A 20,609-nucleotide genomic window follows, 5' to 3' on the forward strand; every position below is an offset into this window, starting at 1 on the left:
TAAAATTTAATATGCAAATTAGATGTGTTTTAGCTTAGTAAATATTGAGTTGTCCTGTAAAATTTCTCTGGAGGCTATCATCTGCGGGTACTTGATGTGATTCGTAAGCACCCTTAAGAGGTGAATCACCAGAACGGCGAGGCTGTTTTTCTACCTCCGATATTATCTCTTTTATCTCTTCCCCTTTCTCCGTAACAGTCACGACAATAGCTTTCCTATGGTCAATCCACAGCCCTACTTTTGTTCTCATCGATATCTCCTTTATTTACTAGTTACATCTAACTAAGTATTTATGAAAATTCATCTTGCATTTTTTAAGTCTGTATCCCTCATTGGATAGGGTAGAGAGTCAAATCACTGCAAATAATTTTGCCTGACTATTTATTAATAGGTCTAAGTAAATACATTTCAACCTTTAACTGAAATTGTTGAGTAAGGCTTGATTAATATGGCTATCATTCTGCCACTTGCAACGTAGTTTATTGTTAGCTTACCCTTTAAAATTGGCGAAGGTATTGTTCTTGAGGAAGATTTTCTATGAAAGCAAGGTTTTATTTAATTTGCGATACTTTGGAAGTTATTGGTCTAAATCTTGTCGTGCTAATGCTTGAATTTCAGTTCGCAGTGCGGCGACTTCTGCTTGCAAGGCTTGAATTGATTTTGCACCTGCCAGTTCTGCTTGATCATTCTCGGCATCCTGATCAACAAAAAATACTGCTAGCGTTGCCGTTGCATAACCACAGACCGCGATCGCATACAGTGCTAGTAAAAAGCATAATACCCTTCCTTCTGCCGTCTTTGGAAAGTAATCAGATCCCATCGTGGTCATCACCATTGCCGTCCACCACAGTGCAGTGCCATAGTCAGTGATGCCAACAGTACCAACAGAAAGTTTGTGTTCAAACGCATAAATTCCAGTTGCTCCAACCAGGATGACGAACGCGGTTAGTCCCACCACATAGCCTACTCCTCGACGCTGAACACTTGTTGCAAGTAACCGCATTCCTCTATTGGTTCGTGCCATAACTCCCAACAAATGTAACCCACGAATCACATGAACTGATTGCAAAGACTGTATGACTCCCACAATCCGAAAGGTTCGCACAGCCGGGATCAGCAGAGAAAAGACGATTAACCAGTTGTGTTTGAGGTAAGAAATTTTGCGGGGAGCGAGAAGAAATTTGATCCCAAAATCCACGATAAAGGTGATCCAAATGATGGCGGCGATCGCTACTAGGAGAGGATTCAATCCCCAAACTAGCTCAACGATAAACAGTCCTAACCAAGCGAAGCCCAGCACCAGCATCGGCATTTCTAGCCAATCTTCCCACTGTTGCAGCACTTCGCTGCGCTCTTGATCTAACGCGGGCTTTGACCGTTGGTTCAGATCGCTCATAACGGGTTCGTTCGCGTAGCGTGTGCAAAGCACTCTGGATGAGACTGATACACCTTTAGCTGTGCCCGTAATTGGGCAATTTCAGTCGTCATATCTAGCACCATTGCCGCTCCGACTAAGTTCAGCCCCAAATCTCGACGCAAGCGTTGAATCTGAGCAATTCGCGCAATCTCGCGGGAATGCAGCAAATCACCGATGGGTTCGATTACGCCTAACTCAACATAAAACTTCACCAGGGTAATCGAAGTCTTAGTGATTAACGCAGCATAACCAAAGGTGTAGAGTTGCTCACCTTCGGGTGAAACCACGATTTTGGAAAGGCTGAAGGTCATAACTTAATCTCCTCTAATTGGGTACGTGGGTTAAAGCTAGTGTTTGCCTGGATTTTTTCGTAGTATTCTTGCTCGATCGCACTCAGGTCTTTTGGTGTGACAATTTGAAGTTTGGCAAATAAGTCACCTCGTCCCCCTTTGGGCAATGTCCAGCCTTTGCCGCGCAGCCTGAGCGATTGCCCCGATCGCACCCCTTTAGGAACTTTCATCGTCACGCTACCATCAGGGGTTGGCACGCTGATTTGTGCCCCTAAAACCGCTTCATCGGGGCGAATTGGAATGTCACAAACCAAATCATCGCCCTCAAATCGATAGAAGGGATGGGTTAAAACTTCGATAGTTAAATACAAATCGCCACGCTGTTGAGAGAACGGACTAGGAAGACCTTTACCCTTGAGCCGAATTCGACTACCTGGTTTTGCGCCTGCGGGAATACGGACGTTGATCGTTTCCTCATCGAGTTGCAAACGCTTCTGGACACCGTGAAATGCTTCAGAAAATGTGAGTGCGATCGCAGCTTCAGTATCCGGTGCAGGTGCTTGAGAACGAAATCCCCCATTAAAATCATCAAAGCCACCAGTGGAGGTTTTACGTCTCGAACGACCCAGCAGATCGTTGATAAACGAATCAAAATCGCCGTACTGATCGAAGTCGGTCGTACCAACATTAGTGGAACCGGGTGGCGGCGCTTCAGTGTAACCAGGGTGATTCCAGTGCTGACCAAAGCGATCGTACTTTTGCCGCTTCTCTGGATCAGATAATACCTCATTCGCTTCGTTCAGTTCTTTGAACTTTGTTTCTGCGTCTTTATCTCCAGGATTCAGGTCAGGATGATATTTGCGGGCAAGCTTGCGGTAAGTCCGTTTGATTTCTTCAGGAGTTGCGGTTTTGCTCACTCCCAAGATGGCATAGTAGTCTTTAAAGTCTGTTGCAGTTGGCATCACTGACCTCTCGATTGCGGGCTATTTTTGAATTTTGAATTGTTAATCTCCTTCTTCTTGGTTGGAAGAATCTGCTGGAGATTGAGGAAAATCATCGGGTGGTTGAGTTCTTGCCATACGTTTCTGCTCCTTCGATACCCATTCCCATGCAGTTAAACAACCAATGGTTAAACCTGCTAGCATCAGTGCTAATGTCCATGAAAACTGACTGGGAAATCGGAAATCGAGCCAGATGCCTAGTGCCATCGCTAACAAAGTTGGTGCGACCACTGACCAACCGATCAAGCCTGCAAAACCTAAACCAAACCAAACACCACCATAAGGTTTCGCTTGGCGAGCATAAAGTTTGCGACGTTCTTTATTAGCGATCGCATTGGCAAATAGATGGGTTTGCGACTTTCGGGAAGGAGTTTTCATGTATATTCACCTAACTCAATAAAGTGCCGAATCGTGTTTATCTCTAGCTTTTCTAAAACGGAACGTGCTGTTTTTTCGCGTTCATCGATTAAGTGAAACTGCTGCTCAACGGTTTTTTTCAACATTCCCAAATCGCCCCCTTGGACGGCATTTTGGGTAGCAACTGTTACCTCATCGCCATGTTTGATCAAAATTCCTTGGTCGATGGCAAAGAATTGTTCTTGTCCTTGCGGTGAGATGAAGGATAGCAAACTCGGTATCAACGTCGCCACAAAATCTATATGGCGAGGTAGTAAGCAAAATATCCCATTCTCCGCTTCAGCAATCACTTTAATCGCGGCTGTTTCGATCAGGATTTTGGTGGGTAAGACAACTTTGAGCCGCATTTCTGATGGTGTGGAGGTCATGATTTTTTATCACTGATTTAACTGATTTAAGGATTTCACGGAATGAAGGATATGACAGTAAATGAAAGGTTTAATACCCATTACAAAACTTAATTACGAATTACGTTAGCGTTCGCGTAGCGTGCTGTAGGCATAGCTCCTCTGAAAGAGGCATTACGAATTATTTAAGACTTCATTAATTGAGCCGATCATGTAGAGCGATCGCTCTGGTGTCTCAGAAAACTCGTCATTGAGAATGCGATCGCATCCATCTAGTACATCGTCTAATTCGACTAATTTCCCTGTCAAACCTGTAAACTGGGCAGTGGAAAAGAAAGGTTGAGTCAGAAAGCGTTCTAAACGTCTCGCCTGGGATACCACTTGGCGATCGCCTACCGATAATTCTTCTAAGCCCAACATGGCGATGATATCTTTCAGTTCTTCGTAAGTGGTAATGGTTTTGCGGACTGCTTGAGCGATCTGATAATGGCGATCGCCAACGATATGAGGCATCAGCATTTTGGAATTGGATTGCATCAAATCCACGGCGGGATAAAGCCCTTCACTCGCCCGTTTGCGTGACAACACAATTGCAGCTGACAGATGCGAAAACACAGCAACAGCCGAGGGATCGGTGAAGTCGTCCGCAGGGACATAAACCGCTTGAATAGAAGTAATCGCCCCTGCGGATGTATTGCAAATGCGCTCCTCTAGTTGAGCGAGTTCAGTGGCGAGGGTTGGTTGATAACCCACCCGCGAAGGTAGTATCCCCATCAGTCCCGATACTTCTGAACCCGCTTGGATAAAGCGAAAGATATTATCGATCAAAAGCAATACATCTTTTTGGGAGCGATCGCGGAAATATTCTGCCATTGTCAGCGCCGCGTGTCCTGCCCAAAATCTGACTCCGGGCGGTTCATTCATCTGTCCAAAGACCAAGACAGCATTTTGGAGAACGCCCGTTGCTGCCATTTCTTGATATAAATCCAGACCTTCGCGGCAGCGTTCGCCAATGCCACAAAATAAACTTACGCCTTGGTGCTGCTTGACCATGTTATGGATCATTTCCGTAATTAGCACCGTTTTACCAACGCCTGCACCGCCAAGCAAACCTGTTTTACCGCCCCGTTCCAAAGGTGTAAGCAGATCGATCACTTTGATCCCAGTTTTGAGGATTTCGGCTTTGGTGACTCGTTCTGACATAGCGATGGGCGTGGCATGAATCGATCGCCATTCGCCACCTGTGATCGCCTCTTTCTCATCGATCGCTTCGCCAAATAGGTTTAACATTCTCCCTAAGAGGCGATCGCCTACGGGAACTTGTAATGGGTGCTGAGTATCAATGACAATCTCGCCGCGTGTCACCCCAGCGGTTGGGACAAGTGCTACACCCCGCACTACCTGAGCGCTCAGATGTGCAACCACCGCGATCGCAATATTACCTGCTTGTAACTGGGTATGTATATCTGGCAACCGTTTGGGAAAATGGATATCGATGATGCTGCTCCGCACGGAGAGGACGGAACCAAGATTTTGCTCTTGGGAATGATTTGAGGTGGAAGATGTAGAATTTTGCATAAATTCGTGGCGAATTGAGGGTGGAAATTTAAACGCAGAGGAACGCAAAGGTTAACGCAAAGGAACACAAAGGTTTAATTAAGGCAATTCTTTTTGCTAGGAATTTGTGAAATTATGTATTTAGAACATCCCCTTCCAAGTTTCCCCAGTCCCTAATCCCCAGTCCCTTTTTCAATGGCTTAATTCAAAGGCTGAAGTAATTTCTAGTAATTCATCTGTAATTGCAGTTTGGCGTTGTTGCTGAAATTGACCAGTAAACTCTGTAAGCCGCTCTGCGATGTTTTTCTCGGCAACTTGCATAGAAGCGAGACGGCTAGCATTTTCGCCGGCGAGGGACTCACCAAAAGCACGATAGAGCAAGATAAAGAAATATTGTCGTAATAGAGACGCAACCAAAGTATCGCTCGGCATCGTAAAAGTTGGTAGAGTCCGCGATCGCGGTTCGACTGCGCTCACCTCTGGCCATGTTTCGTTTTCGATATGTTGTAGCCATGCGCGATCAAGTGGCAACAGTTGCAGCTTGTACGGTTCGCATAAGGTATTGGAATGTAAGTGGTTGTAGAATAAGAAAATTCGGACAATTTGCTTGCTATCGCGCCATTCGGCAATGTGTAGTAAAATTTCTTGAACCATTGATGTAATCTCAGTTAGCGAACCTGCCATAGGGAAAGTTTGCTCGATCGCATAGCCTGCGGTTTCTAAATGGGAGATAATTCTCGATCCGACGGCAAAAATCGCCAGATGTTCGGGTGAGATATTCAACTTCTCTAATTCCGCGATCGCATAACGGCTAATCTGTTCGTTAAATTGACCGCACATCCCTTGCTCAGAGCCAAAGATAATCACGCCGCAGGAAGCAGAGGGTAGGGGGCAGGGGGCAGGGGTATCAAGCCCCCATATTTGTCTCCCCTGCTCCGTTCTCCCTGCCCCCTGCCTCTCATGTATTGCCTTTAGTACGACATGCAAACCCATTTCGATTGTATGGTTATACTCAGCGAGGGAAGTAACCGCCTGTTCATACTGATGGATATTTAACGCCGCTAATACTTTCATCATTTTCACCACGGCTTGCAGTTCTTGTGCAGTGTTGATTTGGCGTTGGAGAAGCTCAATAGATGACATAGCTACTCCTTTATATCTTTTGTATCAACTGGATCTTTTGAATCCTTTGTATCAGTTGGCTCTTTTGTATCAGTTGGCTCTTTTGTATCAGTTGTATCCTTTACAACTGTAGCGATAGCAGTTTTGGCAGTCTTTAGTAAGAGATCGCGATCGCCATCAGTCAATACGGCTCCGCTTTCGATTTGCAGGCAAAGATCGGCTAACTGGGTGGATATGGCTTGGGCGATCGCTTGCTCTGCAATGGCAATTTTAGCGATGGGGACGGCATCGAGCAAGCCTGCTGTCACCGAAAGCATGACGGCTATTTGCACAGCAGCCGGCATTGGTGCATATTGCTTTTGTTTAAGCATCTCGCGCACCCGTTGTCCGCGTTCTAAAGTGAGGCGAGTCGATTCTTCTAAGCGCGTACCAAAGCGAGAGAAAGCCTCTAGTTCTTCAAATTGAGAATAGGAAAGACGTAAATCTCCTGAAACAGCGCGATAAGCAGGAAGTTGAGTTTTACCACCCACCCGCGAAACCGATTTACCGATATCGATCGCTGGCAATACTCCCTTTTGAAAGAGGATTGGTGAAAGATAAATCTGTCCATCGGTAATGGAAATTAGATTAGTTGGGATATATGCAGCAATGTTTTGTGCCTCTGTTTCGACAATTGGCAGCGCAGTTAAGGAACCACCACCTCGTTTGTCGTTGAAATGCGTAGAGCGTTCCAGTAAGCGCGAGTGAATATAAAAAATATCCCCTGGATAGGCTTCGCGTCCAGGTGGGCGGCGCATTAAGAGAGATATTTCTCGATAGGTGCGGGCATGGTTGGTGAGGTCATCGTAAACGATTAGCACATCACGCCCTTGATCTGCAAAATATTCCGCCATCGCAGTAGCGGCATAAGGAGCGACATACTGTAAGCCCGGCGGTTCTTCTCCTGCTGCCATGACAACTGTTGTGTATGGCATTGCGCCCTGTTCTTCGAGGTCGGCAATTACCTTGGCAACAGCCGCACTACGCTGTCCGATCGCGCAATAGATACAGAGAATATTTTTGCCTTTTTGATTGATGATCGTATCGAGGGCAAGACCGCTTTTACCCGTTTGGCGATCGCCTAAAATTAATTCTCTCTGTCCGCGTCCAATGGGAATCAGGGCATCGATCGCTTTGATTCCCGTTTGCAAAGGCACATTCACGGGCGCACGATCCATGATCGCTGGGGCATTGCGTTCGGCGGGACGGCGTTCTGAAGTTCGCACTATGCCTTTGCCATCAAGGGGGCGACCGAGGGGATCGATCACTCTTCCTAGTAGTGTGTCACCCACAGGGACATCAAGTACTTTACCAGTGCGCTGCACTTGGGTACCTGACTGGAGTTGATCGCTAGAATCAAGCAAAACTACACCAACTTCTTCGGGATCGAGGTTAAACACCAATCCCAGACTACCACCAGTAAAACGGACAATTTCCTCTGACTGCACATTGGGCAAACCGATGATTTTGGCAATTCCTTGGCCAATCGATTGGACAATCCCAATCTCAGTAGATCGCAATTTTGCTTCCTGCTGATCAAGAACTTGAGTATAAAGTGCAAAAGTATTTTGTAAAACTGTCTGTAAACCTTCTTCCTTCTTCACATCATGCGTCCTCTGAGTTCTGATTTGTTCCAGCTTCTTCTGCAAAAACCGTAACCAAATTTTCGGTGATGCTATCTAAGTAAGTATCCATACTCCACGCTAGTTTGTAGCCTGTGCCGCGCAGTTCGATCCCACAAATCAGACTAGATTCAATTTCATAAGTCGGTTCGATTTTGCCTGCAATTTCATAACTCGATTCGATTTTGCCTGAACCCACCGCTTTAAAGTAGTCTTGCAAAACCGTAGCGATCGCTGTACAAATATCCGTCGGTAGGGTGAACGTACTAACCAACGTCAACGGAATGCTATCTTTTGTCGAAGCTGTTAAAGTCGTCACCAATTCAGCACGCTCTGTTTCGGTAAGATCGCGCAACTTCTGCAAAAACACCCTGGCAATCTGCGTTTCTAGTTCTGACTCTGCCAAATCTGTCAACACCCGCCGCACGGTTGCTTGTAATTGCTGCATAGTGCGATCGCCCACCTCGCGCAAAAAAGCATCTTTTTGGCGTTGCAGACTGGTTTGCCATTGCGATCGCTCTGTCGCCACTGATTCCTGCATTTCTTTCAACAAGTTTTGGCGGGTTTGCTCCACTTCTGATTTTGCTTTGGTGAGCAATTCTGTCTTTTGGTCTGTAAATTGCTGTTGCATTTCCTCATAATGCTTAACCTCCTGTTCAGCTTCTTCTTTTTGTTGAGATGCCGACGATAAGCGATCGCGGATCGTTTTCTCGCGGCGTGCCATTGCCTTGGTAATCGGTTTATATAGGAAGCGTTGCAGCACAAATATCAACACAAAAAAGTTGAGGATTTGCGCGAAGAAGGTAAACCAGTTAATCTCCACTTGATCAGCCTCCTGCTTTGGCGAGCGCACCGACTACATAGTTCCAAAATGGATTGGCAAACAGCAAAATTAGCGCGATTACAAAGCAATAAATTGCGATGGATTCAATAAATGCTAATCCCACAAATAAGGTGCGGGTAATTGTATTTGCTTCGTCGGGTTGTTGGGCGATGGAACTAAGTGCCTGGGCAACGGTTTTACCTTCGCCGAGGGCTGGGGCAATGGAGCCGATGGCCATAGTCAGACCCGCCGTTAATATTGATACAGGTCCAATAATTCCCAGTACAAGTGATAGCGATTCATTTTGAGCCATTGTCTTCGTTACTCGTAGAACCAATATAAACAACTGCTAAAATTGCAAAAATATATGCTTGAATTAAGCCTGTCAATAAGCCTAAAGCTTGCATAATGGCTGGAAAGAAAAATGGCGCGATCGATATTAAAATCGCCGCAATCATCCCGTCACTCATCACATTCCCAAACAAACGCACTGCTAAAGCTAAAGTCCGTGAGAGTTCGCTAATTATATAAAAGGGAAATAGGATAGGAGTCGGTTCTAGGTAATGGTGCAGATATTTCCAGATTCCTTGCTGACTGATACCAAAAACGGGGACGGCAAAGAATACACAGATAGCGAGGGCGGCAGTGGTGGATAGTGAAGCAGTGGGCGGGTCATAGCCAGGAACGATCGCTAATAGATTGGAGGTGGCAATAAAAACAAATAGGGTGCCGACAAAGGGCAAATAGCGATCGGGATTTTGTCCACTGGTTTGCTGAATTTGATCGCGTAAATTGACAACTAAGACCTCCAGCAGATTTTGCCAGTGGGATATCTGCGTATCAGTGGAGAGTTTGCGCGTTACCAACCAAGCACCGATGCCCAACAGTAGCATGATCATCCATGTAAAGACCAAAGTGGCATTGATCGACACAAATCTCCACTGCCAAAACACGATCTCATCTGGACTAAGACTAATGTGCATTGAGTCTCCTGGGCCATTTCGGCTGCAACTTTTCAATGGTGTGATTGCGTACCCAAATGAACGCGCCTAAGCAAACGAGCAGATGCCAAAGTGCGTTTTCTTGGGCGAACGCTAGGACTAAAGCAAATCCTGTGATTGCGATCGCTAGCCGTCCAAAAAAACTGCCTAACGTTAATAAAATTGGGCTTTGGGCTGTAGGTAATTTCTGCACCGTCATCCACAAGCCACGAAAGTAGAGATTTCCTACGAAAATTCCTAACACCAAAGTAACAGGTAAAAAGAAGAGGCTGTTCATCTTAAATCTCCTAAGAGGCTTTTTCAGACTCTAATATTGGAATGTATTTGATAATGAGTATTGGTTACTGAAAGAAACGTTTTTTAAACACAAAATAAACATTAACCAATGACCACCGCCTCAATCATCCAGATAATAAGCCCCCAAAAGTGTGAGAGTAACTGCATCACTGGGCTAACCATTTCTTTGGGTAAGTCGTTGTAGCCATCTTGCGATCGCCATTAATTAGTCTGACACACTTCTGTTAGAAATCATGTTTAACCAAGCGTTTGATTAGCGTATAAGTTGTATTGTTTGTACTAAAAACTTTCAAATCGTTACAATCAAGTAAAATGTTCGTCATATTTGCTTATAAGCTATATTTAATAATAAAATCGGCTTGATTCTAAATTCTCACTTAAGGGACAGTAGTCAGAGCAATCAAGTGCTTGTTCTGTGAGGACAATAGAGGGGTGTACTGTGCAGTATAAATAATGGTTGTTTGTAAAGAAGCGACAGTTCTGACAGGGAAGTTGATGGAAGCAGTTGAGCGCTATAATTTTTGCTCTTGTAACTTTCCAAACATCTAGCAATTTCAAAATGAAAATTGCCAAAAATATCATCGAGCATAAGGGAATGAAAAACAATGCTTCATCAGGTGTAATGGCTCCTTCCGGTCTTGTCAAATCTGGTTTTTTCACAGCCGGGTTGACAATAATCAGCTTGGCTTTACTTAAAGGAAAGAGATTTAAATTCCTTTTCTCCAAAATATAAAATTTGATAAGTTTATCAGTAGACATATTATTTACATTCATAGAAACTAGAGTTTTGTGAACAATACAGAGTTGGTGAGTTATTCAAGATAAGACGAGAACAGCATTGAAAGTGCAAAACTCCCGATAAACGTTAAGGTAGATAAGTTTGTATCTTGAGTTTGATGGGCTTCAGGAAGAATTTCTTCAACGATCGCCACCATCAAAGTACCTGTTGTAAATGCAAGTACAATTAACTTGGGCAGATCAGTTTGTCCGCGCAACCCCCAATAGCCCAGCGTCGCACCCAGCCAAACAGGGATAAGAAATGCCGCAAGTAACCAAAATCGCTGTGTTCGCGGCATATTTTGACTCTTAAACTCTGCATTGGTGACAAATCCTTCGGGAATATGAGCCACAACTCTCCCCGATGCCAGAACTACCCCTAGATGAGGTGCGATCGTCAAACTGGTGCCAATCATTAATCCATCGCCAAATAAGTCAATGGCAATGCTCAGAAAGATCACCCAACTAACACTATTATGATCAACGCCACGCAGTCGATTTTTGCTTAAATTGAGAAGCTGATTAATCCAGACAAAAAAAGCTCCACCTAAAAACAATGCTAGAATAGCTGCCCAAACAGGTTTAGCGATCGCAACTCTCGGTATTAGTTCGGTAGATGCGATCGCTAGCAGTACGCCAGCAGCAGCGTGCAGTGCAAGTCCTAATATTTGTTTTGATGACGGTAAGGCTTCAGCAATCATTGCTCCCATAAAGTTGCTGACAACGGGCAAAGCTGATAGTGTTAGAGCAAATAGAAATTCCTGCATGGTCACGCTCCGCTAGTCGTAACAAACTTTTTGATGTTTGATCGGTCTACCGATAGATTGCATCATCGATTGTGGCTCGGAAGAATTCGCCCTCTGACTCAAACCGCTCAGTGCCGAAGTACCATCCAACTCGCAGACGGGTCGGAATAGTGTAGCCAGAGAATGTGCGTTCTTCCTCCATAATTCCACCGAAGTCTATATAATGAAACTCAGAGCCATCAAGGTTATTCCAGCGCGGTAGCTTGAAGGTCTTGATCCGACCCGTTTGTTGACGTAGCCTCGGCTTTGCCGACTCGATGGTGAAATCTAGTTCGGCTCTCTCACCTTGTACTACAAAACTAGAATGAAGATGCGATGAATCGGTTGTTGTCCATGAAATATCATCACTACAAAACGCAGATGGCAACCAGATTGACTCACACTGAAGACGACCAACAGCAGACCGCGTAATATCGGAACCCGAAGCTACCATCACCGGGAAAATTCCTAAAAGCTTCCACTGCATAGCACCTACACCGTCTATAATCCGATCCGATCCCACAATTGGCAAACCATTCATCCATGCCGTAGCACTCCAAATCAATCCATGCTCCCAGCAAATGACCTGCTCTGCTTTGAATGGAATCCAACTCTTCAATTTGATTTCGCCGTGCATTTGCAATCGAACCGCAGATGCGATCGCAGTTCCAGGAGCGATCGCGTGTTCGAGATATCGTCTTACTGCTTCTGGTAGATGAGCGAATTCGTCTGAATGAAATACACGATCCTTAGATGTCGCTGAATCCCATAGCGTATTGAGAGAAATCTGTTTAGTCATCATTGCCGCCAGTATTTTTAATTCAGAATTTGATAGATTGTGATGATAAGAATAATTGCGAAAATAGCTGTATAGATCGATTTAGTATATTTGGCTAGCCAATTGGGAAGATAAATAGAAAAATTGCCTTTTGTGGAATTTGAATATTTACGGGCGATTAGAGTTAATGGGCAGGAAAATTTAAAATTCAGTAGGGTTATACCTTCTATAAATACAAATCCATAACCAATCCAGAGCCAGAAATCGAGTTTATTTGCGTAGCTTGCCGCCGTAGGCATCGCGGCATAAAGCATATAGAAAATCACAAAGTTGAAGAATACCTATATCAACGTGTGAATAATTTTAATCAGCGTCAATTTGGTTTCACTTTTCATAAAAGCAACGCAAGAGCCAAAATGTCTTTACTTTATTTCGACTACCTACTTATCGGTATTTTTGACTTAATTAGTATTGACTCATGATAAATTACCCATCATTTCCGTATAAACCAATCAACGGGGCGGCATAGTGAAACTGGCGAAGGATAATTCTTCAAATAACCCGATCGCAAGATAAATTGAATATTTTCGCTAATCCCAATTGATTGATTTAGAGTTTGTCTCGTTGAGGCTTCTTCCAATATCTGAGTCATCGGATGAATGGCTATACTCTTTTCCCGCACTTTCAGGAAAAGTCTTTGCATTCGTTTGCCAGTTTCCAGCAGTGTTGCCACCGAATTGTCCTTACTGGTAATGAGAAGCCAACCAGCCGATTGCGACACTTCCTGTTTAATTTTATCAAGCCCTGTCTCTCGAAAATCCTTTTTCATTACATTATCTTTACTGTAAAAGTTCCGCACCACCCAACCAGAAAATCCTTCTATTTCCATGCTTGCCGTTGTCAGCCCGTCACGATATTTCTCAGCATCCTTACTAGAGAATCTCATCCAGTCGGCTAACTCTTGCTGCGCTGGGTCGCGATGCCTTCGGCGAGCGTAGCTATCGCATTGAAGGCGGTTAGCAACGATAGTTTGTTCATTAATAAATTGACTTTCTTTACTGGTGACAGGCAGATAATGAATAAATTCCGATTCGGAATTGAGAAGATATTTGATATCTTCTTTTTTCAGCACATTAGTTAAAAAATCGGAACGAACAGTGCGGCGATTTTTTATTTTTGCGATATCAAAAGCATTTTTTAACTCTTTTTTTTCAATTTTACTTCCATCACCTGTTTGTCCTGATTGGTCTTAGCTAGCAAATTCCAATTGCAGCCGTAGCCAAAATAAGTAGCGGCATATTCCAGATTTTGAATAAAAGTACCGATTGATAAAATCGTTTCTCTCTGAGTTGGGTCAACGGCAGGTAGCCATTTACTTTTATCGTTGCCGATAATCCAGTGATAAGGTTCGAGATATTGAACAAACCACGGCTGCGTGTTGTGTCCACTCGGCGCGAGGGAGGCGAGAAACAGAATTTCTTTTTCATCCAGTTTGAGAGCTTCTTTGTTATCGTTTGCTGGTTTTATATCCGTCCTTAAAAGATTCCTTTTATCACTTAACAAATAAGATGTTGTCACAGTTGCAATTATTGTCCCTCCTGTAATACTGATAAAATTTTTCCTGTTCATAACGCTCGTAATTGAGGGTAAAGAGCAACTAATTTGAATTATGAAAAATTAAAAAATGCGGAGTATCCTTTTATATAAAGATTGGTGGATAAATCCCGCACTGTGGTTTTTAACCTATTTCAAAGTTCAGTCAAAATCAAGTCTTCTAGTTTGAATATGCTCGTGGTGTTGCGGCACTGACAGCATTGCTTCAATGTGAGGATTTGCCCATTCTGCGGCTATTTTCAGAAAATCAGGAGCGTCATTGACACAATCAAGTCGTGTGTAAGTCACCGTTGGATATTGACGCTGCAAAAATTGAATCGCATCTTCGACATCGAGAATAGTTTCATAATTATCTGTCACCCAGCCGAGGGGTTTAAATAGAATAGTTTGGGCACCTGCTGTAATCAAGCTTTTGGCAGCTTGTTTCAGATCGGGCTGTGACCAATTAATGAAAGGCGTGTCATGATTTACCCAACCGATGGAGATGAGCGGATATTGATGCTGTAACTGTGCTTGGACGCGATCGTAAAGGGCTTGTCCATCAATTACCCCGGTTAACAGTCCTTGCGCTTTTTCTGGGCCACCGTGAACCGTTAATACAATCCCAATTTGAGACTCAAAGAAGCGACCAACAAATAGCTGATTCAGAGTTTCCTTAATCCGACGCACCATCAAATCAATGTATGTTGGCTCAGTTGCAAAGGCTGGAATATATCGAATTGCTTTGAATGGCGAATGTTGAGGCTGATTTACAGATGCGGTTGCTGCAATAACTTCATTGACTTGCTCGACAGCTATTTTGCCCGTGAATGCAGAATCGACCACAAGCATTGGATAAATTAGCAAATTCTGAAAACCTTGCTCAATGATATCTGCTACAACTTCTTGCACAAAGGGTTTACAGAAATAAAATCCTTTGAACACTTGCACCTGGTTTCCCCATTGGTGTTGTAACTCTTCTTCGATACCAAGACGTTGTTTTTCAAAAATATCATTTTCGGGTGATATAAAATGATCGTGCTTGACTCCAAAATTGTACAAATCTTGAAGTGCGAGAAACCAACCAGCAAGAGGATATAGCCATTCTGGAATTGGCACAAACTGAGATGCAATGTACTTCGTTGCAGCTTGATTGTAAACGCTCAGAGCGCGGTAAGATTCTACTTCACCATACCCTGCAAGCAAAACTGCAACGCGATTCGGCAGCGTCGGCTCTGCCGAATCGCCGTTGTGGGTTGCGACGGGCTGCGTCCCTTGAGATTGATGATTAATAATCATTTCTTTAAGCCTAAGTAAATTGTTTTTTAGAAGTACGCCGCAGACGAAGCAATGAGTTACGGTTAAAAAAATTACCACGAATGAAGCGCCCGCAACTGTGGCGTTTTTTTCAAAGGTGCTGGGCAGACTCAGAGCAGGCAAAACCTAGGCAGTATTGCGATTACTGTTGCTTCAAAGCTTTAGACAGCTATCGACAGAATGATTTTGTCTAGCATCTGCTTTTCTACTGTAAAGCACGTCGCTGTCCTGAATGCAGAGTTAGCATCCAAACTCCATCGAACAAAAGATTGATTCCAATGAAAGTGCCAATCAGCCAAGGTGCGTTAAATGGAAAGTTAGACCAAATGAAAATACCGAAAATAATGCCGATGATTCCGCTTACAAGCATTAATCCCCAGTTAGATGAAATTCGGCGCATTTGAAATGCGATCGCTACTTGAATCATGCCTTGCACAAAAATGGTAATACCCAAGACTAATGTGAGGGCAAGCACACCTTCAAATGGATTTGACACTACTAAAATTCCAGATAGGAGATACAAAAGACCTAGAATTAGCTTCCCGACAACTTTACCTGCACCTCTTGATTGAAAGGCATAAACAATTTGAGTAATTCCGGCAAAGATGAATATCCAGCCAAACAGTAAGGTTGAAGCAACGCTGGCAAAGAAAGGAAATGCAATCGCTATTATCCCCAACACAATCATGAGAATAGCGATCACGGTTGTCCACCCAGAACTAACAACTTGCTCATCAATTTCAGGTTCAATAACTCTCATATTAATCTCCTTTTAAATAGACATTTTTGGCTCCATTGAGTCTGCCGATTTCCCTAATCTGCTTAGGCAACTCACTTAAATGCTTTGACTAAAGCCTTAAACTCGACTTCCAGTGACTTGTCATGAGGCGAGATCGGTGGGATCTGGCGATCAATACCGAGGAATTTGTAGACCGCCATCTGAGCAGCTCGCACCGAATACTCAACTGTGAAGACGACATCATCAGGAATTTCGACAAATTGGCTGATGAAAGCGAGGTTCTTCGAGCTACGAGGGATCGGCAAAGGTCGATCGGTGCATAAACGAGGCATAAACATACTTGTGATGTACGGCATTCTGCAAGGAATGCAGTTTGCTGATTCCACAGTATCTAAATCGAATCGTAAATGACCGCAGAGTTCTCGCAGAATTTCTTCACCGTTGCACTCGCTCATTGGCTTGGGAACAAAATCACCCACGCGATCTGGGAAAAGGGCATATCCCCAAAAGACCTGTACATCAGCAGGCTGATTTATAAAATGGGGTTGATAGGCGAGTACAATAGACATCAGCCAATTTGAGTCTTTAAACGTGATCAGCCCGCCAGTCCCCGCTTGATTGCCGCTAAATTTGGCGATTTTATCGAAGAATGCGGGGTTTTTTAGTGTCACCGTAAAAGACTCCCAGAGAGACTCGGCAATGCTGCTATTGAAAGCAGCAGGATTACCAAAATCTGGGCTTTCTGCTGCCAGCTTTTCCCACAAAGTCCAACTAGTGCAATCCTGTTTAGTCAGCTTCTTGGGCGCACTTGTCATCGACCCCAAACTTGAGGCATCGGTCATCGAGCCATTTTGCAGAAAAACCAAATCCCTGTCTTTAACGGCAATGGTTTTGCTTTCACCACTCTGCTGATAATGAATGCCTGTCACTACTAACTTCCCCTCTGCGGTGGTGCGCTCAATATCCGTCACCTTGCAATTGACGAGGAAATGGACATTTTGGGCAGCAAGCCAACTCTGTAAGGGCAGAATCAATGAATCGTACTGATTGTAGATGGTGCGCTTAACCCCTGCAAGGGTTTCAATCCGAGAGAATTCCAGCATGAAGCGATGCAAGTAACGCTTAAATTCAACAGCACTGTGCCACGGCTGGAAAGCAAACGTAGTAACCCACATATACCAAAATTCAGTCTCGAAGAATTCTGGGGAAAGCCAATCTGTGATACAACTAGCACCCAACTCAGTTTCATCAGCTTGGGTAAGCTTCAGCAATTCCCGACGATTTTGCATAGAAAAGCCCATCGAACTTACAGGGACTTTCGCCCGTCGGCTGTCAACGAGACGCGCCATAGAATTTGACTTGTGCTGCTCATTGAACTCCATCGTTTCGTCAAATACTGTTTTACCGGGCGAACTCAGGGAGGGGATCGACTTGAAAAGATCCCAAGTGCATTCGTAATTGTCGGTCGTTAACATCCTTCCACCGCGCAGGGAATAGCCATCTGTAGGGTTCCCGGCTCCATCCATACTTCCGCCCAGGAGGGGTTTTGCTTCTAGGATAAAAATATTTCCGCCAGGGAGTCCGCCGTCTCGAATCATGAAGGCGGCGGCTGCCAAAGAGCCGATACCACCACCCAACAGATAAGCATTAGATTCCTTAACCATGTCAACTAAGTCCCTGCAAAGCTTGATTTAATCGTGTTTTACGTCTTTTCTTAGCCGAAATCTAAAGTTCTTGACGTGTGGGACGAATGATGATTTCATTCACATCAACATCATTGGGCTGCTCAATGGCGTAGGCGATCGCTCGGGCAATAGCATCTGCATCAATAGCGATCGCATAAAGTTGATTAATTCCTGCTGCTGTGTCTTTATCGGTAATCGTGGTAGTCAACTCAGTGGCAACGGCTCCTGGTGAGATATTAGTCGAACGGATTTCACCGTTTGACTCTAGTCGCAGCCCTTCAGAGATTGCTCGCACTGCGTATTTAGTAGCACAGTAGACTGCTGACCCAGGAAATACCTTATGTCCAGCCACGGATGATAGGTTAATGACGTGACCAGACTTTTGCTGACGCATAATCGGCAATACGGCAGCAATCCCATACAGAACGCCCTTGATGTTGACATCGATCATCCGATCCCACTCCTCCACCTTTACTTGGTCGAGGGGAGAGAGCGGCATCAAGCCGGCATTATTAATTAGCACGTCGATCCGGCTGTATGTACTCAAAGTTTCCTTCGCCAAGGCTTCCACTTGTGAGCGATCTGTTACATCTGTTACTCGATAGGTTGCAGTGCCTCCTGATTTGGCAATCGCTGCAACCAAATCTTTGAGCCGATCTTCGCGGCGGGCGGCTAGCATTAGTTTGGCTCCACTAGCAGCAAGTCGCTTCGCAGTCGCCTCACCTAAACCACTGCTGGCTCCGGTGATGATGACCACTTTGTTTTGAATAAGAGACATATTGATTAATCTGGGTTATCAAATATTGGGTGCTGTTTTATCTAAACTCAGCATTATGTAACTATATTAACTAGCTTGTAGCTGGATCAACGTTTTTGTCCCGGCAGCGTCACTAATCCGAACCGCTATCATCACACCGTTTGAGTTCTGTCCCGTTAAAACTTCAGTTGGTGAATCGATTGTGTGAGCGTAAGTCACTTCATCTCGACCGACTTCAATCACCAAATCATCCCCCTTTCCAGGACGATCGTAAACCATTGCCATCAAAGGTGCGTTTTGAATCAGTTCTGCATTATCGAGTTCTGAATCGATGATTTCGATTGAAATATACCGTCCACGATTACCACTTGAAAACAGATCAAAAAATTCACCCCATCGCTCCTGCGGCACAGATTTGCTGATGTCAATTTTACTTACCATGATGATTCCTTTAAATATCTCCAGAAATTAAATATGCGTTATCCAGAATCCTTGTAGAGACGTAGCACTGCTACGTCTCTACATTCTTTTTCACTGGATGTCTAATGTTGGCAGGTTAAGAGTTCAAAGCCTTAGACAGGGATCGATATGCTCATTCCATGACTAATTCTGTCTAGCATCTGCCTTGCCTGACTGACATCCTGGTTGCTGCCTGTCACAAGGATTATGAACTCGCCTGCTTGGATTTGAGTCTCGTACTTCAGTACCTCGTGTTTCGGGATTCCTAACCCGGACAACGCACCCGCAAGTCCTCCTACAGCAGCAGCACCAACAGCACCAACAAGCGTTCCTTCTAACCAACCTGCCAGCACTCCAGCAATGGGGCCAGCAATGATGATCGGAGCTACTCCGGGAATAAATAACACTCCAGCCCCTGCTAAAATGCCAAATAAACCTCCGACGAAGCTACCCCAATAACCACCTCCTGCGGCTCCAGCAATGGCAGTATCTTTCCAGGTGAGAAATCCCCGCACATGTTCAGTGGTTTGGTAGTCTTTGCCAATGATTGAGAGCTTTTGCATATCGAAGCCTGATTTTTGCAGCTCCAATACAACCCTTTCTGCTTCTGCATGGGAGGGGAAATGAGCAACAACCGTATGTGTATATGTCATGAGTTTGTCTCCTTTATCTATGTCAAGCTAATTCATAATTATTAATTCCTAATTCATAATTAAAAAGGGTTTATCCCTAATGCTTATCAAGCATTCGGAGTTTTTTTTAGGGTCTGAAACAGTCTTTAATTACGAATTACGTTAGCGTAGCGGTAGCGAGTCCGCGAGCGTCATTACGGATTATTTCTTTGTAGTTACTGTTGCGGCTTCGGCATCTAGTCTGGCGGCGATCGCTTCTAAAGTTGCTTTTTCAGCCTCTTCGAGGGTTGCGATCGCTAAGAAGGTCGCCGTAGCTGCATGGTTTTCAGCTCTATCTGCCCGATGTTCGAGTTTCTTTGCTTTGCGACCCGTTTTCCATTCCTCGACATGGGACTTCACTTCAGATTCTTTTTCCTCGAATTGAGCTTTGAGCTTTGCCCGGTACTCATCGAATTCTTGTTTCATAGCGTCTAGCTTTGCTTTCGCTTCATCAATTTGAGATTCAATTTCAAGTTGAGTTTTTTTCGGCGCAGATTGAATACTTTCTCTCAGCGATTTTACCCGAACTTCAACCGCTTCTAAATTGTCATGAAGATTTTTGGTGAAGTTATCAATTGCAGTATTCATGATAATTACTCTACTATGTTGAATTTCTGAAATCTGGCTATATTATTATCAAGTTAAGATTGAATCTCAGTTTTGAGTTTGTTTAGCCACACATTTAATGTTTACAAATTTTGACCAACATAACCTCTACCTTTGGAACGTTTTAGTATAATTCATACAACTTATACACTATTTAAACCCTTTATGACACCTATTTTCTACTAGAAGTAATTCTTTTTTGCTGCTTTTAGCAAGACTTACTGGCTTCTTCACAAGCTGCATTCTGTGAGCAATTTGCTTTCGCAGTTCATCTTAATTTTCACTGACTGCTAACTCCATCAGTGGTTCGTCCACTTATTTCACTCTCGTGGATGCAGTAGATTGCGATGGCTACGCCCGCCGCAGGCATCGTTTCTGAACGTCCCTCAGCATCAATCCAAGTTCGATTGATCGCAGGAGAAAGTACTGGATTGCGCTCTTTGCTCAAGTGCATTGCGCGATCGATGTCTGAATGCTCGGTGAGGCGCAAGGCTCGACCATTCACAATC

The 20,609-nt window shown here is 44.2% G+C and carries 26 protein-coding genes; all 26 read right to left on the reverse strand.

From position 1 onward, the window contains the following. Positions 1–34: 34 nt before the first annotated feature. The gene (locus HWQ38_RS18240; RefSeq protein ID WP_292796043.1) at positions 35–250 is read right to left on the reverse strand and encodes a hypothetical protein; all 216 of its coding nucleotides are present in this window, start codon (positions 248–250) and stop codon (positions 35–37) included. A 327-nt stretch (positions 251–577) separates the two neighbouring features. Further along, a complete protein-coding gene (locus tag HWQ38_RS18245) occupies positions 578–1,396 on the reverse strand; it encodes a potassium channel family protein (RefSeq protein ID WP_292796044.1) in 819 nt (272 codons plus the stop codon). After that, a complete protein-coding gene (locus HWQ38_RS18250; RefSeq protein WP_292796046.1) occupies positions 1,393–1,728 on the reverse strand; it encodes a chaperone modulator CbpM in 336 nt (111 codons plus the stop codon). Before HWQ38_RS18250 ends, HWQ38_RS18245 begins: the two co-directional genes overlap by 4 nt. Beyond that, entirely contained in the window at positions 1,725–2,669 is a 945-nt protein-coding gene (locus HWQ38_RS18255; protein ID WP_292796048.1) for a DnaJ C-terminal domain-containing protein, read from the reverse strand. Before HWQ38_RS18255 ends, HWQ38_RS18250 begins: the two co-directional genes overlap by 4 nt. 42 nt (positions 2,670–2,711) lie before the next feature. Continuing rightward, positions 2,712–3,086 (reverse strand): AtpZ/AtpI family protein, encoded by a 375-nt coding sequence (locus HWQ38_RS18260; RefSeq protein WP_292796050.1) that lies wholly within the window; start codon positions 3,084–3,086, stop codon positions 2,712–2,714. Next, entirely contained in the window at positions 3,083–3,493 is a 411-nt protein-coding gene (locus HWQ38_RS18265) for a F0F1 ATP synthase subunit epsilon (protein WP_292796052.1), read from the reverse strand. The genes HWQ38_RS18260 and HWQ38_RS18265 overlap by 4 nt, the downstream gene beginning before the upstream one ends. A gap of 153 nt (positions 3,494–3,646) precedes the next feature. Beyond that, positions 3,647–5,050, reverse strand: coding sequence for a F0F1 ATP synthase subunit beta (atpD, locus tag HWQ38_RS18270; protein WP_292796054.1), 1,404 nt, complete (start codon positions 5,048–5,050; stop codon positions 3,647–3,649). Between the two features lie 171 nt (positions 5,051–5,221). After that, positions 5,222–6,172 (reverse strand): F0F1 ATP synthase subunit gamma, encoded by a 951-nt coding sequence (locus HWQ38_RS18275; RefSeq protein WP_292796056.1) that lies wholly within the window; start codon positions 6,170–6,172, stop codon positions 5,222–5,224. A 2-nt stretch (positions 6,173–6,174) separates the two neighbouring features. Beyond that, positions 6,175–7,794 (reverse strand): alternate F1F0 ATPase, F1 subunit alpha, encoded by a 1,620-nt coding sequence (locus HWQ38_RS18280; RefSeq protein ID WP_292796059.1) that lies wholly within the window; start codon positions 7,792–7,794, stop codon positions 6,175–6,177. 1 nt (position 7,795) lies between these two features. Further along, positions 7,796–8,635 (reverse strand): hypothetical protein, encoded by an 840-nt coding sequence (locus HWQ38_RS18285; RefSeq protein ID WP_292796061.1) that lies wholly within the window; start codon positions 8,633–8,635, stop codon positions 7,796–7,798. Between the two features lie 4 nt (positions 8,636–8,639). Next, positions 8,640–8,948 carry a F0F1 ATP synthase subunit C gene (locus HWQ38_RS18290; protein WP_292796064.1) on the reverse strand — a complete coding sequence of 103 codons (309 nt, stop codon included), beginning with the start codon at positions 8,946–8,948 and terminating at the stop codon, positions 8,640–8,642. Continuing rightward, on the reverse strand, positions 8,935–9,618 hold the full coding sequence (locus HWQ38_RS18295) for a F0F1 ATP synthase subunit A (protein WP_292796067.1): 684 nt from the start codon (positions 9,616–9,618) through the stop codon (positions 8,935–8,937). Before HWQ38_RS18295 ends, HWQ38_RS18290 begins: the two co-directional genes overlap by 14 nt. Beyond that, positions 9,608–9,913: an ATP synthase subunit I gene (locus HWQ38_RS18300; RefSeq protein ID WP_292796069.1), complete on the reverse strand. Its 306-nt coding sequence runs from the start codon at positions 9,911–9,913 to the stop codon at positions 9,608–9,610. Before HWQ38_RS18300 ends, HWQ38_RS18295 begins: the two co-directional genes overlap by 11 nt. A 362-nt stretch (positions 9,914–10,275) precedes the next feature. Then, positions 10,276–10,692, reverse strand: a complete 417-nt coding sequence (locus HWQ38_RS18305) for a hypothetical protein (protein WP_292796072.1) — start codon at positions 10,690–10,692, stop codon at positions 10,276–10,278. Between the two features lie 53 nt (positions 10,693–10,745). Continuing rightward, on the reverse strand, positions 10,746–11,477 hold the full coding sequence (locus tag HWQ38_RS18310) for a zinc/iron permease (RefSeq protein ID WP_292796074.1): 732 nt from the start codon (positions 11,475–11,477) through the stop codon (positions 10,746–10,748). A gap of 46 nt (positions 11,478–11,523) precedes the next feature. Further along, complete coding sequence (locus HWQ38_RS18315) at positions 11,524–12,297, reverse strand: DUF6544 family protein (RefSeq protein WP_292796076.1); 774 nt, start codon at positions 12,295–12,297, stop codon at positions 11,524–11,526. A 469-nt stretch (positions 12,298–12,766) separates the two neighbouring features. Beyond that, positions 12,767–13,405 (reverse strand): hypothetical protein, encoded by a 639-nt coding sequence (locus HWQ38_RS18320; protein ID WP_292796079.1) that lies wholly within the window; start codon positions 13,403–13,405, stop codon positions 12,767–12,769. Positions 13,406–13,470: 65 nt separating this feature from the next. After that, positions 13,471–13,851, reverse strand: coding sequence for a hypothetical protein (locus HWQ38_RS18325; RefSeq protein WP_292796082.1), 381 nt, complete (start codon positions 13,849–13,851; stop codon positions 13,471–13,473). Positions 13,852–14,028: 177 nt separating this feature from the next. Further along, positions 14,029–15,165, reverse strand: coding sequence for a ferrochelatase (locus HWQ38_RS18330; RefSeq protein WP_292796084.1), 1,137 nt, complete (start codon positions 15,163–15,165; stop codon positions 14,029–14,031). A 223-nt stretch (positions 15,166–15,388) separates the two neighbouring features. Continuing rightward, positions 15,389–15,943, reverse strand: a complete 555-nt coding sequence (locus HWQ38_RS18335) for an HdeD family acid-resistance protein (protein WP_292796087.1) — start codon at positions 15,941–15,943, stop codon at positions 15,389–15,391. A gap of 71 nt (positions 15,944–16,014) precedes the next feature. Then, the gene (locus tag HWQ38_RS18340) at positions 16,015–17,586 is read right to left on the reverse strand and encodes an oleate hydratase (protein WP_292796091.1); all 1,572 of its coding nucleotides are present in this window, start codon (positions 17,584–17,586) and stop codon (positions 16,015–16,017) included. A gap of 61 nt (positions 17,587–17,647) precedes the next feature. After that, the gene (locus HWQ38_RS18345; RefSeq protein ID WP_292796094.1) at positions 17,648–18,385 is read right to left on the reverse strand and encodes an SDR family oxidoreductase; all 738 of its coding nucleotides are present in this window, start codon (positions 18,383–18,385) and stop codon (positions 17,648–17,650) included. A gap of 66 nt (positions 18,386–18,451) precedes the next feature. After that, positions 18,452–18,805, reverse strand: a complete 354-nt coding sequence (locus tag HWQ38_RS18350) for a DUF5335 family protein (RefSeq protein WP_292796096.1) — start codon at positions 18,803–18,805, stop codon at positions 18,452–18,454. Positions 18,806–18,936: 131 nt separating this feature from the next. Beyond that, the gene (locus HWQ38_RS18355) at positions 18,937–19,476 is read right to left on the reverse strand and encodes a general stress protein (RefSeq protein WP_292796098.1); all 540 of its coding nucleotides are present in this window, start codon (positions 19,474–19,476) and stop codon (positions 18,937–18,939) included. A 180-nt stretch (positions 19,477–19,656) separates the two neighbouring features. Next, entirely contained in the window at positions 19,657–20,082 is a 426-nt protein-coding gene (locus HWQ38_RS18360; protein WP_292796101.1) for a hypothetical protein, read from the reverse strand. A 298-nt stretch (positions 20,083–20,380) separates the two neighbouring features. Beyond that, on the reverse strand, positions 20,381–20,605 hold the full coding sequence (locus tag HWQ38_RS18365; protein WP_292796104.1) for a hypothetical protein: 225 nt from the start codon (positions 20,603–20,605) through the stop codon (positions 20,381–20,383). Between the last annotated feature and the right edge of the window lie 4 nt (positions 20,606–20,609).

This window comes from Nostoc sp. NMS7, assembly GCF_017115085.1.
Taxonomy (GTDB): Bacteria; Cyanobacteriota; Cyanobacteriia; order Cyanobacteriales; family Nostocaceae; genus Nostoc.